Raw genomic sequence first — 15,082 nt, 5'->3', positions numbered from 1 at the left:
CCCCGGGTCAGCAGCGCTCGAGAACGGTGGCGACGCCCATGCCGCCGCCGATGCAGAGGGTCACGAGGGCACGGCGTAGGTCGCGGCGCTCCAACTCGTCCAACGCCGTGCCGAGCAACATGGCTCCGGTGGCGCCCAGCGGGTGCCCGAGCGCGATCGCGCCGCCGTTGACGTTCACCCGGTCGGGGTCGAGGCCCAGGTCGCGGACGTACTTGAGCACCACGGCCGCGAACGCCTCGTTGATCTCGAACAGGTCGATGTCGTCGACTGTCAGCCCGGCGACGGCGAGCGCCTTGTGGGTGGCCGGGATCGGGCCGGTGAGCATCAGCGTCGGGTCGGCGCCGGTGACCGCCGCGCCGGCGATCCTCGCGCGCGGGGTGAGGCCGAGGTCCTGCCCGACCTGCTCCGAGCCGATCAGCACCAGCGCGGCGCCGTCCACGATGCCGGACGAGTTGCCGGCGTGGTGGACGTGCTCGATGGCCTCCAGCCAGTGGAACTTCTGCAACGCGACCGCGTCGAAACCGGCCGCCTCGCCGATCGTGGCGAACGACGGGGTGAGCCGGGCCAGCGCCTCCCGGGTGGTCTCCGGGCGGGGATGCTCGTCGACGGTGAGGATGTCCAACCCGTTGCCGTCGCGGACCGGCACCACCGAGCGGGCGAAGTGCCCGCCGGCCCACGCCTTGGCGGCCCGCTCCTGCGACCGCAGCGCGTAGCCGTCCACGTCGTCGCGGGTGAACCCCTCCAGGGTGGCGATCAGGTCGGCGCTGACGCCCTGCGGCACGAACGACGTGGCGAGCGCGGTCTGCGGGTCGGTGGCCCAGGCCGCGCCGTCGGAGCCCATCGGCACCCGGGACATCGACTCCACCCCGCCGGCGAGCAGCAGGTGCTCCCAGCCGGAGCGGATCCGCGCGGCGGCGGAGTTGACCGCCTCCAGCCCGGAGGCGCAGAACCGGTTGAGCTGCACCCCGCCCACCACGTCGGGCAACCCGGCCAGCAACGCGGCGGCCCGCGCCAGATCGCCGCCCTGCTCCCCGACCGGGGTGACGATGCCGAGCAGCAGGTCCTCCAGCCGACCGACGTCCAGGCCGGGGTTGCGCTCGCGCAACGCGTCGATCAGGCCGACGACCAGCGAGATCGGCTTGACGCCGTGCAGCGCGCCGGTGTCCCGGCCGCGTCCGCGCGGGGTGCGGACCGCGTCATAGACGTACGCCTCAGAGGGCACGGGCGATCAGCTCCTTCATGATCTCGTTGGTGCCGCCGTAGATCTTCTGGACGCGGGCGTCGGCGTACATCCGGGCGATCGGGTACTCCGTCGTGTAGCCGTAGCCGCCGAAGATCTGGAGACAGCGGTCGATGACCTCGCACTGCCCGTCGGTGAGCCAGGACTTCGCCATCGCCGCGGTCGCCACGTCCAGGTCGCCGCGCGCGTGCCGGACGATGCAGTCGTCCAGGAAGACCCGGCTGACCCGGGTACGCGTGGCGCACTCGGCGAGCACCATCCGGGTGTTCTGGTGGCCCATCAGTGGCTTGCCGAAGGCGGTGCGCTGCTTGGCGTACGCGACGGTCAGCTCGACCGCCCGTTCCATGGCCGCGACCGCGCCGACGCCGATGACCAGCCGTTCCTGGGGGAGCTGCTGCATGAGCTGGACGAAGCCCAGCCCCTCGGCGTCGCCGAGCAGGTTGGCCGCCGGCACCCGGAACCCGTCGAAGAACAGCTCGGCGGTGTCGTTGGCGTGCAGCCCGATCTTGGACAGCAGTCGGCCCCGACGGAAGCCCTCCGGATCGCCGCCCACCTCGCACACCAGCAGCGAGACTCCGGCCGCCCGCTGCTCGGGATCGGTCTTCACGGCCACGATGACCAGGTCGGCCAGGCCGCCGTTGGTGATGAACGTCTTCGCGCCGGTGATCAGGTAGTCGTCTCCGTCGCGGACCGCCCGGGTGCGCATCGCCTGGAGATCGGAACCGCCGTCCGGCTCGGTCATCGCGATCGCGCCGACCAGCTCACCGCTGCACAGGCCGGGCAGCCACCGCCGCTTCTGTTCCTCGCTGCCGTACGCGACCAGGTAGCCGGTGACGATGCCACTGTGGACGGCCAACCCGAGGCTGCTCTCCCCGGTGTACGCCTGCTCGTGCAGCAGCACGGCCTCGTGGGTGAACCCGCCGCCCCCGCCGCCGTACTCCTCCGGGACGGACAGGCCCAACAGCCCCAGCTCGCCGGCGCGGCGGTAGTGCTCGCGGTCCGGGTGGCCCTGTGCCAGCAGGCGGTCGGTGTGCGGCAGCACCTCCTTGGTGAAGAAGGCGCGGGCCAGGTCGGCGAGGTCGTCGTGCTCCGGTTCGCGCCAGGGCGAGGGGGGACCGTCGGGCGTCGGCATGTGCACCACCCTCGCGCGCTGTTGGCAGCATGTCAATAAGTCGCGATCAGCGGCCCCGGAGGCGCCGCGGGCATGATGCGACGCCGCCCCCCACCAGCGCGGCGGGCGCGCTGACTGGAGGGCGGCGGGACAGGGCTGCGAACTAGCGCCTCGGCGGCCGCGGCGGCGGAGTCGGGCGCATGCCGGCCAGCGTGGCCACGTCCTGGCGTAGCTGGCCGAGGTACGGGTGGAAGTAGTCGCCGGGGCACTCGGTCGCACCGGCCCCGATGCTCGCCCAGTCCCGGTGGCCCGAGATGACTGCCACGTTGCCACCCACCCCGCTCACCGGATTGACGTATCCGGTCCGGCCGGTGGGGTTGAGTCGACTCGTGAGGCTGAGACCCGCCAGGACGAGAGCCAGCGACCGTTGTGCGGCGGGGCTGGGCAGGCGGGACGTGTACCGGCCCAGCAGGCAGACGCCGATGTTTCCCGCGTTGTAGCCGCTCACGTGCGCCGCGTTGACCATGAGCGGCCGACCGTCGCTGCCGAAACCCGGGCCGTAGACCGGCTGCGGCCCCGGGTCGGAATAGCGACCCTCGTAGACCCGCCCGGCCTCGTCGATCAACAGGTGGTAGCCGATGTCGCCGAACTCCTGCAGTACGCACTGGTCGTAGTAGATGGCGCGTACCGTGGCCGCCGGATCGGGGTCCTCGTTGTGCTGGTACACCCCACTGTGGTGGACCGTCAGCGTCTGCACCGGGAAGAACTCGGTCGGCCACAGCTGGCTGCCGTTCGGGGCGAGCCGGAGCGACTCGTCAGCTCCCCAACCGGACCGGGGCAGGTACGTCGGCTTCCGCCTGGTGCCGGGCGGCAGCGGAAGGTTGTTCGTCTCCGCGCTCGTGACCGTCCGCCGTGCCCCGTCGACCATGTTCAGCTCGACGACGGTGGCCGCCGAGCCATCGGCGACCTGGACCTCGTACCCGGTGGCGCCGTCGACGACCACGATGTCGGACTGGGCCGACACCGCCCGACCGTCGCGACCGCTCGGGCACGCGCTGATCTCCAGCCAGTCGCTCCACCCCTTGCCGGTGCGAAGGCGCACCGCCGCCGCCGGACCGCTGTGCGCCACGGACAGGTGGGTCAACGGGATGGCCGGGGACGTCACCACCGTTCGGCTCATCAGTCGACCACGGCGGGCCGCGAGCGGCGACGTCACGGTGGAGGTGGACGGTGCCGCCGTCGCGGACCCGGCGAACGTGCCGGCGGCCGAGAGGCCGACAGCCGCACCGGCCGCGCCAGACAACAATCGACGTCGAGAAACCAAGGCTTCGCTCCCTTACCCAGTTGATCCGGTCCGATGGCATGGACGTTTCGGCCGCACTGGTCGGACTGTCACTGATGCGTGGCAAGGGTAGAGCAGAAGGTGGATCACCGCAGGCCGCTCGAACGGCGTACCCCGTCCCGGGACTGTCCTGATCCGACCCGTGCCGGGCGCGTTACTCGGCCTCGTCGCCGTCCGTGGGGCGCGGCGGGCGATGCTCGGCGATCCACGCCTCCACGTCCGCGCGCAGCCACACCGTGGTGCCGTGCAGGCGCTGGAACGGTGCGGGGAAGGTTGGGTAGCGAATGAGCTGACGCATTCGGGTCCGGCTCACGCCGAGCAGATCCTGCAGCTCGTGCGGACCGACCAGCGGACCCGGGACCTCACCCATGACCTGACGGTAGGGCGATCAGGCATGCCTAATTGCGTCTACCTACTTGCGCAGTCCTTTCGAATGGGTGAGGGTGAAGGTGACGGTCCCGGCCAATGGGGTCCGGGCTGCCTGGCAGCGATCGCGAGTGATGGGAGAGCCCGATGGATCAGGCGACGGAGTTGGCGTGGCTGCGGGAGCGGGTCGGGGGACTGGAGACGGCGTTGCGCTGCGCACGGAGGGAGTTGTTCGATCTCCGTTGTCGCCTGACGTTGATCGGCCGGGTGGTTCAGGACGTGGACCGGGTGCAACGAGCGCCCGGGGTTGCCCTCGGCGCGATCAACGCGGCGCTCTACTCCGAGACGTCAAACCTGGGGCAGGTCGCCCGGCATCTGGTTCGGCGTCGACGACCGATCCGTTGATCAAGGTGAGGGCGGGTGGCCGAAGGCGGAGCGGTCGATAGGGTCGGGCAGATGAGTGTCGAGACGGCTCCGCGCCGCCGCCGTCTGGAGCCGGACGCCCGGCGCGGGCAGATCCTGGCCTGTGCGGTCCGGCTGTTCGGCGACCGCCCGTACGCGGACGTGTCGACCACCGACGTCGCCCGCGAGGCTGGTGTCGCGCGTGGTCTGGTCAACCACTACTTCGGTGCGAAGAAGGACCTCTACCTGGAGGTCGTCCGGGTCATGGTGACCATTCCGGAGGTGGCCCTCGAACGGTTGCCCAAGGGTGACCTGCGGACCCGGGTCGACGCCAGCGTCTCCTGGTTTCTCGACGTGGTGTCCCGGCACAGCACCTCCTGGCTGGCCGCGGTCACCGCCCGGGGGATGGGCGGCGACGCGGACGTGGAACAGGTGCTCGCCGAAGCCGAGGAGGTCGCCGCGGACCGCATGCTCGTCGCCGTCGGCCTGGCCGGCGAGGCCGAGCACCGGGAGGAGTTGCGTGCCATGGTTCGCGCGTACGGCGGGCTGGCCACGTCGACCGCCCGGGAGTGGCTCCAGCGCGGGGCGTTGACCCGCGCCCAGGTGCACCTGCTGCTCACCACCACACTGCTGACCATCGTCGAGCAGGTCATCCCGCAGGCCATCGCCGGCCCGACCCGGCCAGCGCCGCCGGCCTGAGCTGGCCGACCCCGCTCTGGTCGGGTTGGTCGGGCCACCCGCCGACGCAGCCGGTGCCGGGCTTCAGACTTGCGCGGCGGCGGGGGTCGACTCGCGGAGCTGGAGCACGATGACGACGGCCAGGATGACGATGGCGATCGGGTCGAACACCAGCGAGATGAGGTTCATGTCGGCTCGCATGCCGCCGTCGACGACGGTCAGGGCGAGAAACGCCGACTTGGTGACGATGGCGGTCGCCGCCGCCGGCACTCTGGCCGGCAGGTGGAAGGCTCCCCAGATGATGGCCGCGCCGAGAGCCGCCTGCAGGAGACCCCGGTGCTGGAGCAGCGCGGTGGTCATGGGGTCGGGGTGAGTCAGTCCGTAGCTGCTGGTCAGCAGTTGCGGCCACAGCAGGGCGAGTGCGGGCGTCGCCGTGATCACGCCGACGACGCAGAGGATGACGCGCATCTTCATGGGGCTCTCCAAGTACGACCGGATCGCTGATCGTCAGCGTAGCTGATAATCAGCGATCCGGAAGACTAGGCTGCGGTGATGCGCTCATCCGAAACCATCGCCTCCGCCACCGGGTACCTGTTGTTGAAGTTGGCCGGCCTCGCCGGCGCCCGGATGGAAGAGGCGCTGTTGCCCTTCCACCTGCGCGGTCGGGATCTGCGGGTGCTGGCCTTCGTCGCGGACGGGGAGTCGTCCCAGCGCGACCTGGGTCAGCGGACCGGACTCGACCGCACCACGATGGTCGCGGTCATCGACGAACTTGAGCGCAACGGATACGTCCGCCGCGAACGCAGCCCCAACGACCGCCGCAAGCAGCTCATCAGCGTCACCGCCGACGGCCGGGCCACCTTGTCGGAAGCCCTCACGGTGCTGCGCCGGACCGAGGACGATTTTCTTGCTCCCCTCGCCGAGGACGAACGGCGCCAGCTTCACCGGCAGTTGACCCTGCTCTACGCCGCCCACGACCCCGAATGTCAGCCCGACGAGGCGGGGGAGCCCGGGACCGGGATCTCGCTGGGGGGTGACGCGGAGCACCGAAGAATAGACCCGCTGAAATAGGCGTACGCGCTATGGTTATTTCAGTGGTCGCAAGGTGCGGCGACCCAGCTGAGGAGGAGACATGAGCACATCTGCCCTGTCCTACGACGTTCTCGTCTCGGAAGGCCCGGTTCGGGCGGGGGACCAGCGCATGCCGGACGGGTCGCGGATCCACTGGAACCCGATCTCGTCGACCTTGATCTACGGAGCCGAGGAGGCGCTCCTGGTGGACCCGCCGTTCACCCATGAGCAGATCGCGAAGGTGGGTGACTGGATCGCACGGTCGGGCCGGCGGCTGACCTACATCTACGCCACCCACGGCCACGGCGACCACTGGTTCGGCACCGGGGAGCTGCTCAAGCGCTTCCCCGACGCCGTCAGCTACGCGACGCCCGGCACCATCGAGGTCATGCACCAGCAGGCCACCGTCGGGCGGAGCGAGTTGTTCGACCGGGTCTTCCCCGGCCTGATCCCGGAAACGCCTGTCGTCGCCGTGCCCGTGCCGGCCGAGGGCTTCCTGCTGGAGGGCAATCTCGTCCAGCCGGTCGAGACCGGGCACACCGACACCGACCGGACCACCGTCCTGCACGTGCCGTCGATCGGCCTGGTGGTGGCCGGTGACGTCGTCTACAACGGCGTCCACCAGTACCTCCTGGAGACCGTCGACGGCGGCCTGCGGGAGTGGCTGAAGGCTCTCGATCGCGTGGAGGCGCTCGCACCTCGCGCGGTCGTCGCCGGCCACAAGAACCGGGACTTGCCCGACGATCCGGCAAGCATCGACCAGACCCGGCAGTACCTGCTCAACGTGGAGCGGCTGTTGGCCGAGAAGTCGACAGCCCGCGAGTTCTTCGACGAGCTGACGAGCCTCTATCCGGACTGGGTGAACCCGGGGCCCGCGTGGTACGGGGCGCTCGGCCTGATCGGCAAGTGATCCGATCATGTCCTCGGCACCGCACCCCGCGCTGTGGCCCGCCACCGCGAGATACGACCTGGACCAGGCCCCGGGTGGCCTCGGTCTGGTCCAGGATCTACTCAACACGATCTCGGCCGGTGCGCCGAGGCAGCCGGACCTTCTCGACGAGCTGACCAGCGCCACGGCGTGGGCACGCGACGCCGCCGATCGATGGTCGACGACCACCGGGCGTTCGGCGCCCGCAGTCGCCCTCGACGCGGCGGGACTCCGGGCGCTACGGACCTTTCGCGACGACCTACGGGACGAGATCCACTCCCGGGTCCACACCACGGCTGAAGCGGGGCTCCCCCCGGCCGAGGAGCCGGCCCCGACCGGGCTGCGTTCCGCCGGTGCCACACTGCGACTCGACCGGAACGGGTCCGTCCAGCTCGACCCCGCCGGGGTCGGGGCGGAACTGCTGATCTCGCTCGTGCTCGCGACGCTGTTCGAGGCGCAACTCGCCGACACCGGGCGTCGGATCAAGACCTGCCGCAATCCACGCTGCCAGGTGGCGTTCTACGACCGGTCCCGGAACAACAGCGGCGTCTGGCACTCCGTCCGCGTCTGCGGGTACCCGAGCAACCTGCGCGCCCACCGCGCGCGCCTACGGCAGGCGGACTGACCTGCCCGCGCCGGGCTGGCGACGCGCCGGTCGACGCCGCCGGCGATCAGGCGGCGCGGCGTCCGCCGGCCCGCCCACCGCGCTCGGCACGCGCCGCCGCAGCGGCATGATCAGCACGCGCCGCCGGGGCCGCGTACCGGTCGGCGGCCTGCGCCGGGTACGACCCGGGGCGGACCACCCGCAGCGGCCGGTCCACCTCGTCGGTGCCGAACCGCCAACGTGACGGTGCTGGCTGCCGCTGCGGCGAAGGTCCACCGGGGCGCAGGCCGGGCCGGGACAGCAACACGGTGATCAGGTAGCCGACCACCAGGAACCCGTGACTGACCAGCCGCTCCCCGCCCACCGATCCGGTGGCCAGGTCATTGACCGAGAGCAGCAGCAACGTGCCGACGAACGCGCTGAGCATCGGCAGCAGCCCGGCCGGCGGGCTGCGGCGGACCGCCACGAAGAGGAACCCGGCACCCACCGCCACGTTCCACGCGGCCGACTCGTGCCACAGGTGCTGGCCGGCCGGGTGCAGGTGATCGGCGGTCGCGCCCCGGCCCACCTGGGCCAGCCCGAGCACCAACTGCACCGCGCCGAGCAGCCCGAGCGCCGCGCGCAGCCCGGCGACCAACCCGGCGCGCCCGGAGGCCGCGCGTAGCCCGGCGACCAACCCGGCGCGCCCGAACGCCGCGCGTAGCCCGGCGACCCAGCCAGCGCGTCGCCACCACGACCGGCGGACCGGCTCAGCCGCGACGGCGGCCAGGATCGCCGCCGTCCGGTCGGGCACATCGGCCACCAATCGGGTACGAACCCGACGCGTCACCGCGGCCGCCGCCGTGAACCAGGCCCGACAATCGGCACACCCGTCCAGGTGTCCCTGCACCGCCGTCAGTTCGGCGGCGGTCTCCTCTCCGTCCAACTGCGCGGACAGGACCTCCCGCCACTGCTCACACCCCATGTACCGGTAGTCGCTCCGGCAGGCGCTCCGGTTCCCGGCGACCGGAGGCTGTTGTGGAATACTCGCCCGATCATGACGCGTTACGGCCTGCTGATCCTGCCCGCAACCAACCGGGTGTACGCCCGCTCCGCCATCGACCTCACCCGGGCCGAGCTGGAGATCTTCGGCCGTTCGGCCCTCGACGGCCAGATCGGCGAGCTGGACACCGAGGTGGTCGGTGGGGCGTCCTACGTCACCTTCACCGGTGACGGGTTGACCGAGCGGGACCTGGCCGCCCTGGGCAACCTCTCCGCCGGGTACGCGCTCTTCGAGATCGTCGGTGAGCTGCTGCGGCCGATCGAGTGGAGTCGACTGGACCGCTACGACGACGACCTGCTCACCATCCAGAAGTACCCGGGCAAGACCAACGAGCAGTTCACCAAACTGCTGCTCAACGTCACCCTGCTCGCCTCGGACTGGGCCGCCGAGCTGACCACCCGTCGGTTCCGGGTACTCGACCCGCTCTGCGGCCGGGGCACCACCCTCAACCAGGCCCTGATGTACGGGTTCGACGCCGCCGGCATCGAGCGCGACCAGAAGGACGTCGAGGCGTACCGGGCGTTCATCACCACCTGGCTGAAGCAGAAGCGGGTCAAGCACCGGGTGCTGGAGTCGGGACCGGTACGGCGGGAGCGCAAGGTGGTCGGCCGGCGGGTGCGGATCGAGTTGGCTCCGACCCGCGAGGAGCACAAGGCCGGCCAGACCCAACTGCTGGACGTGGTCAACGCCGACACCGCCCGCTCGGCGGAGTTCTTCCGCCCGGAGACCGTGGACCTGGTCGTCGCCGACGCGCCGTACGGCGTGCAGCACGGCAGCCGTACCGCCGACAAGGGCCTGACCCGCGATCCGCTGGCGTTGCTCGCGGACGCCGCGCCGGTCTGGGCGCGGCTGCTGCGTCCCGGCGGGGCGCTCGGGATCTCCTGGAACACCCACGTCGCCAGCCGCGAGGACGCGGCGGCGGCGTTGGCCGACGCCGGCCTGACCGTGGTCGACACCGAGCCCTACCGCGCGCTGCGGCACCGGGTCGACCAGTCGATCATGCGCGACGTGCTGGTGGCCCGCCGCCCGGCCTGACCCGGCCCCGCACCTCCGCCCGCCCGGGACCCCGCCCCGCGCCTCCGCCCGCGCTGCATCGCGCCGCCGCCCGCTCCGGGCCGCGGACGGTCCCGCAATGGCCTCCACCCCCGGACAAGCGCGGGGTCTGTGCCGCATTTCACCTGTTCAGTGGGCGGGTGTGAAAACCACGTCAAGAAAAGGTTCGGCTCCGTCATGGTCGCGTTATGACCCCTGCCGTCCGGCGGGTCTGGGGCTTTGATTGCCCGGCGCGACCGGAAGGCGGTCGCGACGAACCTTTCCGGTAAGAGGAGTCAGCGTGTCTGACGTGGTGTTCGTGGTCCTGACGGTGGTGCTGTTCGCAGTGCTCGCCCTGGTGGTCCGGGCGGTGGAGAAGCTGTGAACGCGGTAAACACCGTCGGTCTGGTGCTCGCGATCGTCCTGGGCGCGTTCCTGGTGTTCGCCCTGCTGTTTCCGGAGCGCTTCTGATGACCATGACAACAGCGGGCGTCATCTTCATCGTGACGCTGGTGGCGGCTCTCGTCGCCGTCTACAAGCCGTTCGGTGACTACATGTTCCGGGCGGTCGCCGGCACGAAGCAGTCCCGGGTCGAGCGGGGGATCTTCCGACTGGTCGGGGTCAACCCGGCCGCCGAGCAGACCTGGGGCGTGTACGCCCGCAGTGTGCTGGCGTTCTCCGCGGTCTCGATCCTGTTCCTGTACGTGTTCCAGCGGGTGCAGAACCACCTGTGGCTGTCCCTGGGCTTCGACCCGGTGGTGCCGCACGGCGCGTGGAACACGGCCGTGTCGTTCGTGACGAACACCAACTGGCAGTCGTACTCGGGTGAGTCGACGATGGGCCACCTGGTGCAGATGGCCGGTCTGGCCGTGCAGAACTTCGTGTCGGCGGCGGTCGGCATCGCGGTGGCGGTGGCGCTGGTCCGCGGCTTCGCCCGCAGTCGCACCGGGCAGCTCGGCAACTTCTGGGTCGACCTGACCCGGATCGTGCTGCGGATCCTGCTGCCGATCGCCGTGCTCGGCGCGATCGCGCTGATGATCGGCGGCGTGGTGCAGAACCTCTCCGGCGGCACCGACGTGAGCACGCTGACCGGCGGATCCCAGACCATCACCGGTGGTCCGGTCGCCAGCCAGGAAGTGATCAAGGAGTTGGGCACCAACGGTGGCGGCTTCTACAACGTCAACAGCGCGCACCCGTTCGAGAACCCGACCACCTGGACGAACTGGCTGGAGATCTTCCTGATCTTCCTGATCCCGTTCAGTCTGCCCCGGGTCTTCGGCCGGATGGTCGGGCAGAACCGGCAGGGCTACGCCATCGCCGCGGTGATGGGCATCCTCGCGTTCCTCAGCGTCGCCATCACCAACATCTTCGAGCTGGCCGGCCACGGCACGGTGCCGCAGGCGGTCGGCGCGGCGATGGAGGGCAAGGAGGTGCGGTTCGACGTGTCGAACTCGGCCACCTTCGCCGCCGCCACCACGCTCACCTCGACCGGCGCGGTGAACTCGTTCCACGACTCGTTCACCTCGCTCGGCGGCATGATGACGATGGTCAACATGATGCTCGGCGAGGTCGCGCCGGGGGGCACCGGTTCGGGTCTCTACGGCCTGCTCATCCTCGCGGTGATCACGGTCTTCGTGGCCGGCCTGATGGTGGGTCGCACCCCCGAGTACCTGGGCAAGAAGATCGGGTCGCGCGAGATCAAGTTCGCCTCGCTCTACTTCCTGATCACGCCGATCCTGGTGCTCGTCGGTACGGCGGCCGCGTTCGCCACCGGCAACAACTCCACGGCGCTCAACGTCGGCCCGCACGGCCTCTCCGAGGTGCTGTACGCGTTCACCTCGGCCAGCAACAACAACGGCTCCGCCTTCGGCGGCATCACCGTCAACACGACCTGGTGGGACACCGCGCTGGGGTTGTGCATGCTGCTGGGCCGCTTCCTGCCGCTCATCTTCGTGCTCGCGTTGGCCGGCTCGCTGGCCCGCCAGGCACCCACCCCCGCGTCCGAGGGCACCCTGCCGACCCACCGACCGCTGTTCATCGGCATGGTCGTCGGCGTCACGGTGGTCCTCGTCGCGCTGACCTTCCTGCCCGCGCTCGCGCTCGGTCCGCTGGCAGAGGGGCTCTGACCATCATGAGGAACGAGGACATGTCCGTCACGTCCGCCCCAACAGAGCAACTCCCCGGCACGCCCGCCACCCAGGGCAACCGGATCGGCGGGGGCCTGCTCGACCCCCAGCAGCTCGTCCGGTCCCTGCCGGACGCGGTACGCAAGCTCGACCCCCGCACGCTGTGGCGCAACCCGGTGATGCTGATCGTCGAGGTCGGCGCGGCCTTCACCACCGTCCTGGCGGTGCTCGACCCGTCGGTGTTCGCCTGGGCGATCACCGTCTGGCTCTGGCTGACGGTGGTCTTCGCCAACCTGGCCGAGGCGGTCGCCGAGGGTCGGGGCAAGGCCCAGGCCGCCACGCTGCGGCAGGCCAAGAAGGACACCATCGCCACCCGGCTGATCGACTGGAAGCCGGGCGCGCGGGCCAACACCTACCGCGACGAGGCGGTGCCCGCGCCGGAGCTGCGCCAGGGCGACGTGGTGCTCGTCGAGGCCGGCGGCATCATCCCCGGCGACGGCGACATCGTCGAGGGCATCGCCAGCGTTGACGAGTCGGCCATCACCGGCGAGTCGGCTCCGGTGATCCGGGAGTCCGGCGGTGACCGCAGCGCGGTCACCGGCGGCACCAAGGTGCTCTCCGACCAGATCATCGTCAAGATCACCCAGAAGCCGGGCGAGAGCTTCATCGACCGGATGATCGCCCTGGTCGAGGGCGCCAACCGGCAGAAGACACCGAACGAGATCGCGCTGAACATCCTGCTCGCCGCGCTCACGGTCATCTTCCTGCTGGCCGTGGTCACCCTCCAGCCGCTGGCGATCTTCAGCAAGGCGTACCAGGCGGCCGCACCGGACAGCGGTGCGATCACCGGCTCCGGCGTCACCGGGGTGGTGCTGATCTCGCTGCTGGTCTGCCTGATCCCCACCACCATCGGCGCGCTGCTCTCCGCCATCGGCATCGCCGGTATGGACCGGCTGGTGCAGCGCAACGTCCTGGCCATGAGCGGCCGGGCCGTCGAGGCCGCCGGTGACGTCAACACCCTGCTGCTGGACAAGACCGGCACCATCACGCTCGGCAACCGGCAGGCCGCCGAGTTCGTACCTGTCGAGGGGGTCGACCCCGCGGCGCTCGCCGACGCCGCGCAACTGTCCAGCCTGGCCGACGAGACCCCGGAGGGGCGCTCGGTGGTGGTGCTGGCGAAGAACGAGTTCGGGATGCGCGAGCGTGAGCCCGGTGTGATGCCGCACGCCACGTTCGTACCGTTCACCGCGCAGACCCGGATGAGCGGCGTCGACCTGACGCCGGACGGCAGCGTGGACGGCGGCGCGGTGGGCACGGCCCGCCGGGTCCGCAAGGGCGCCGCCGCAGCGGTGATGAAGTGGGTACGGGAGAACGGCGGCCACCCGACCGAGCAGGTCGGCGAGATCGTGGACGCGATCAGCGGCACCGGTGGCACTCCGCTCGTGGTCGCCGAGCACGTCGACGGTGCGCCCGCCCGCGCGCTGGGCGTCATCCACCTCAAGGACGTCGTCAAGTCCGGCATGCGGGAGCGGTTCGACGAGATGCGCCGGATGGGCATCCGGACCGTGATGATCACCGGCGACAACCCGCGCACCGCGAAGGCCATCGCCGACGAGGCCGGGGTGGACGACTTCCTGGCCGAGGCCACGCCGGAGGACAAGCTCGCGCTGATCAAGCGGGAGCAGGAGGGTGGTCGGCTGGTCGCGATGACAGGTGACGGCACCAACGACGCGCCGGCGCTCGCCCAGGCCGACGTCGGGGTGGCCATGAACACCGGTACGTCGGCCGCCAAGGAGGCCGGCAACATGGTCGACCTCGACTCCGACCCGACCAAGCTGATCGAGATCGTGGAGATCGGCAAGCAGTTGCTGATCACCCGGGGCGCGCTGACCACGTTCAGCATCGCCAACGACATCGCGAAGTACTTCGCGATCATCCCGGCCATGTTCGCCGGCCTCTACCCGAGCCTGGACGCGCTGAACATCATGCGGCTGTCCAGCCCGGAGTCGGCGATCCTGTCCGCGGTCATCTTCAACGCCCTGGTGATCATCGCGCTGATCCCGCTCGCCCTGCGGGGCGTGCGGTACCGGCCGGCCGCCGCGTCGAAGCTGCTCGGCCGCAACCTGCTGGTCTACGGCCTGGGCGGCATCATCGTGCCGTTCATCGGGATCAAACTCATCGACCTGCTCATCCAGTTCATCCCGGGGATTTCGTGATGCGTCTACCCACCTGGATCGCCCAACACCTCGCCGCGCTGCGCGCCGTACTCGTCTTCACCGTGCTGCTCGGCCTCGTCTACCCACTGGCCCTGGTAGCGGTCGGCAAGTTGCCCGGCCTCGACGACAAGGCCGACGGCTCGCTGATCACCGCGGGCGGAAACACCGTCGGCAGCGCGCTGATCGGCCAGTCCTTCACCGACGCGGACGGCAACCCGATCGCCCGCTACTTCCAGTCCCGCCCCTCCGCCGCCGGCGACGGCTACGACCCGACGTCCACCTCGGCCAGCAACCTGGGTCCGGAGAGCGTCGTCGACACCATCGCCACCGACCCGGAGGAGTCCAGCGAGAGCCTGCTCACCCAGGTCTGTGGGCGCAGCAAGTCGGTCGGCGAGCTGAACGGCGTCGACGGTCGACGCCCGTACTGCACCGAGGACGGGGTGGGCGCGGTGCTCGCGGTCTTCCGCGCCGACGGTCTGACCGGCCGGGTCACCCGGGTGGTCAGCGTCAACCAGGCCGCCCCGGCCACCCCGTTCGTCTCCTCGTACCAGGGGGTGACGGTGGAGCCGGCCCAGCCGGGCGAGGACTACGTGGCCGCCGGCGGGGTGGTCACCCCGATCCGTGGCGACGCGCCCGCCGACCCGGCGGTCCCCGCCGACGCGGTCACCGCCAGCGCGAGCGGCCTCGACCCGCAGATCAGCCCGGCGTACGCCGAGTTGCAGGTGAACCGGGTCGCGCGCGAGCGCGGCGCGGACCCGGCGGCGGTCCGCGAGCTGGTCCAGGAGCACACCGGCGGGCGTGGGCTGGGCTTCATGGGCGAGCCCGGGGTCAACGTGTTGGAACTCAACATCGCCCTCGACAAGCAGTTCGCCGCGCGCTGAGCGCAGTCGCGGGCGGGGCCGTGCCGACCGGCGCGGCCCCGCC

The 15,082-nt window shown here is 70.8% G+C and carries 16 protein-coding genes; 10 read left to right on the top strand and 6 right to left on the bottom strand.

Features of this window, described 5'->3' with window-relative positions:
* Positions 1 to 7 precede the first annotated feature (7 nt).
* From AB0O48_RS04655 to AB0O48_RS04640, 4 genes are all read right to left on the bottom strand, one after another.
* A complete protein-coding gene (locus AB0O48_RS04655) occupies positions 8 to 1,222 on the bottom strand; it encodes an acetyl-CoA C-acetyltransferase (RefSeq protein WP_357572001.1) in 1,215 nt (404 codons plus the stop codon).
* A complete protein-coding gene (locus tag AB0O48_RS04650; RefSeq protein ID WP_357240707.1) occupies positions 1,212 to 2,372 on the bottom strand; it encodes an acyl-CoA dehydrogenase family protein in 1,161 nt (386 codons plus the stop codon). The genes AB0O48_RS04655 and AB0O48_RS04650 overlap by 11 nt, the downstream gene beginning before the upstream one ends.
* 142 nt (positions 2,373 to 2,514) lie before the next feature.
* Complete coding sequence (locus tag AB0O48_RS04645) at positions 2,515 to 3,531, bottom strand: peptidoglycan recognition family protein (protein ID WP_357572002.1); 1,017 nt, start codon at positions 3,529 to 3,531, stop codon at positions 2,515 to 2,517.
* Between the two features lie 316 nt (positions 3,532 to 3,847).
* The gene (locus tag AB0O48_RS04640; protein WP_112621205.1) at positions 3,848 to 4,063 is read right to left on the bottom strand and encodes a helix-turn-helix domain-containing protein; all 216 of its coding nucleotides are present in this window, start codon (positions 4,061 to 4,063) and stop codon (positions 3,848 to 3,850) included.
* A 143-nt stretch (positions 4,064 to 4,206) separates the two neighbouring features.
* Between AB0O48_RS04640 and AB0O48_RS04635 the strand changes: the two genes are divergently transcribed.
* The gene (locus AB0O48_RS04635; RefSeq protein WP_357240714.1) at positions 4,207 to 4,464 is read left to right on the top strand and encodes a hypothetical protein; all 258 of its coding nucleotides are present in this window, start codon (positions 4,207 to 4,209) and stop codon (positions 4,462 to 4,464) included.
* Between the two features lie 51 nt (positions 4,465 to 4,515).
* Complete coding sequence (locus AB0O48_RS04630) at positions 4,516 to 5,160, top strand: TetR/AcrR family transcriptional regulator (RefSeq protein WP_357572003.1); 645 nt, start codon at positions 4,516 to 4,518, stop codon at positions 5,158 to 5,160.
* Positions 5,161 to 5,223: 63 nt separating this feature from the next.
* On the opposite strand, the gene AB0O48_RS04625 is transcribed toward AB0O48_RS04630, so the two are convergent.
* Positions 5,224 to 5,613 carry a hypothetical protein gene (locus tag AB0O48_RS04625; protein WP_357572004.1) on the bottom strand — a complete coding sequence of 130 codons (390 nt, stop codon included), beginning with the start codon at positions 5,611 to 5,613 and terminating at the stop codon, positions 5,224 to 5,226.
* A gap of 78 nt (positions 5,614 to 5,691) precedes the next feature.
* Here AB0O48_RS04625 and AB0O48_RS04620 point away from each other — a divergent pair, with 78 nt between their 5' ends.
* The 3 genes from AB0O48_RS04620 (at position 5,692) to AB0O48_RS04610 (ending at position 7,763) form a co-directional block, all read left to right on the top strand.
* Positions 5,692 to 6,210, top strand: a complete 519-nt coding sequence (locus tag AB0O48_RS04620) for a MarR family transcriptional regulator (protein ID WP_357572005.1) — start codon at positions 5,692 to 5,694, stop codon at positions 6,208 to 6,210.
* Positions 6,211 to 6,271: 61 nt separating this feature from the next.
* The gene (locus tag AB0O48_RS04615; protein WP_357240726.1) at positions 6,272 to 7,120 is read left to right on the top strand and encodes an MBL fold metallo-hydrolase; all 849 of its coding nucleotides are present in this window, start codon (positions 6,272 to 6,274) and stop codon (positions 7,118 to 7,120) included.
* Positions 7,121 to 7,127: 7 nt separating this feature from the next.
* Positions 7,128 to 7,763 (top strand): CGNR zinc finger domain-containing protein, encoded by a 636-nt coding sequence (locus AB0O48_RS04610; protein ID WP_357572006.1) that lies wholly within the window; start codon positions 7,128 to 7,130, stop codon positions 7,761 to 7,763.
* Between the two features lie 46 nt (positions 7,764 to 7,809).
* Here AB0O48_RS04610 and AB0O48_RS04605 read toward each other — a convergent pair whose 3' ends face one another.
* Positions 7,810 to 8,706, bottom strand: a complete 897-nt coding sequence (locus AB0O48_RS04605) for a zf-HC2 domain-containing protein (protein ID WP_357572007.1) — start codon at positions 8,704 to 8,706, stop codon at positions 7,810 to 7,812.
* Positions 8,707 to 8,778: 72 nt separating this feature from the next.
* On the opposite strand from AB0O48_RS04605, the gene AB0O48_RS04600 reads away from it, so the two are divergent.
* From AB0O48_RS04600 to AB0O48_RS04580, 5 genes are all read left to right on the top strand, one after another.
* Positions 8,779 to 9,819: an SAM-dependent methyltransferase gene (locus tag AB0O48_RS04600; protein WP_357572008.1), complete on the top strand. Its 1,041-nt coding sequence runs from the start codon at positions 8,779 to 8,781 to the stop codon at positions 9,817 to 9,819.
* Positions 9,820 to 10,197: 378 nt separating this feature from the next.
* Positions 10,198 to 10,287, top strand: a complete 90-nt coding sequence (kdpF, locus tag AB0O48_RS04595) for a K(+)-transporting ATPase subunit F (protein WP_357572009.1) — start codon at positions 10,198 to 10,200, stop codon at positions 10,285 to 10,287.
* Complete coding sequence (gene kdpA / locus AB0O48_RS04590) at positions 10,287 to 11,942, top strand: potassium-transporting ATPase subunit KdpA (protein ID WP_357240738.1); 1,656 nt, start codon at positions 10,287 to 10,289, stop codon at positions 11,940 to 11,942. The genes kdpF and kdpA overlap by 1 nt, the downstream gene beginning before the upstream one ends.
* Before the next feature lie 20 nt (positions 11,943 to 11,962).
* Entirely contained in the window at positions 11,963 to 14,158 is a 2,196-nt protein-coding gene (gene kdpB, locus AB0O48_RS04585) for a potassium-transporting ATPase subunit KdpB (protein WP_357240741.1), read from the top strand.
* Complete coding sequence (locus AB0O48_RS04580) at positions 14,158 to 15,039, top strand: potassium-transporting ATPase subunit C (RefSeq protein ID WP_357240744.1); 882 nt, start codon at positions 14,158 to 14,160, stop codon at positions 15,037 to 15,039. The genes kdpB and AB0O48_RS04580 overlap by 1 nt, the downstream gene beginning before the upstream one ends.
* The last annotated feature ends 43 nt before the right edge of the window (positions 15,040 to 15,082 follow it).

The organism is Micromonospora sp. NPDC085948 (assembly GCF_040686315.1).
Taxonomy (GTDB): domain Bacteria; phylum Actinomycetota; class Actinomycetes; order Mycobacteriales; family Micromonosporaceae; genus Micromonospora.
The sequence above is the reverse complement of the archived record's forward strand: the minus strand, read 5'-3'. Positions and strand labels throughout refer to the sequence as shown.

Bases quoted from the DNA above. Each gene is read 5' to 3' on its own strand.
- AB0O48_RS04650 (WP_357240707.1), bottom strand. From the start codon at position 2,372: ATGCCGACGCCCGACGGTCCCCCCTCGCCCTGGCGCGAACCGGAGCAC.
- AB0O48_RS04645 (WP_357572002.1), bottom strand. From the start codon at position 3,531: ATGAGCCGAACGGTGGTGACGTCCCCGGCCATCCCGTTGACCCACCTG.
- AB0O48_RS04640 (WP_112621205.1), bottom strand. From the start codon at position 4,063: ATGGGTGAGGTCCCGGGTCCGCTGGTCGGTCCGCACGAGCTGCAGGAT.
- AB0O48_RS04635 (WP_357240714.1), top strand. From the start codon at position 4,207: ATGGATCAGGCGACGGAGTTGGCGTGGCTGCGGGAGCGGGTCGGGGGA.
- AB0O48_RS04630 (WP_357572003.1), top strand. From the start codon at position 4,516: ATGAGTGTCGAGACGGCTCCGCGCCGCCGCCGTCTGGAGCCGGACGCC.
- AB0O48_RS04625 (WP_357572004.1), bottom strand. From the start codon at position 5,613: ATGAAGATGCGCGTCATCCTCTGCGTCGTCGGCGTGATCACGGCGACG.
- AB0O48_RS04620 (WP_357572005.1), top strand. From the start codon at position 5,692: ATGCGCTCATCCGAAACCATCGCCTCCGCCACCGGGTACCTGTTGTTG.
- AB0O48_RS04615 (WP_357240726.1), top strand. From the start codon at position 6,272: ATGAGCACATCTGCCCTGTCCTACGACGTTCTCGTCTCGGAAGGCCCG.
- AB0O48_RS04610 (WP_357572006.1), top strand. From the start codon at position 7,128: ATGTCCTCGGCACCGCACCCCGCGCTGTGGCCCGCCACCGCGAGATAC.
- AB0O48_RS04605 (WP_357572007.1), bottom strand. From the start codon at position 8,706: ATGGGGTGTGAGCAGTGGCGGGAGGTCCTGTCCGCGCAGTTGGACGGA.
- AB0O48_RS04600 (WP_357572008.1), top strand. From the start codon at position 8,779: ATGACGCGTTACGGCCTGCTGATCCTGCCCGCAACCAACCGGGTGTAC.
- kdpA (WP_357240738.1), top strand. From the start codon at position 10,287: ATGACCATGACAACAGCGGGCGTCATCTTCATCGTGACGCTGGTGGCG.
- kdpB (WP_357240741.1), top strand. From the start codon at position 11,963: ATGTCCGTCACGTCCGCCCCAACAGAGCAACTCCCCGGCACGCCCGCC.
- AB0O48_RS04580 (WP_357240744.1), top strand. From the start codon at position 14,158: ATGCGTCTACCCACCTGGATCGCCCAACACCTCGCCGCGCTGCGCGCC.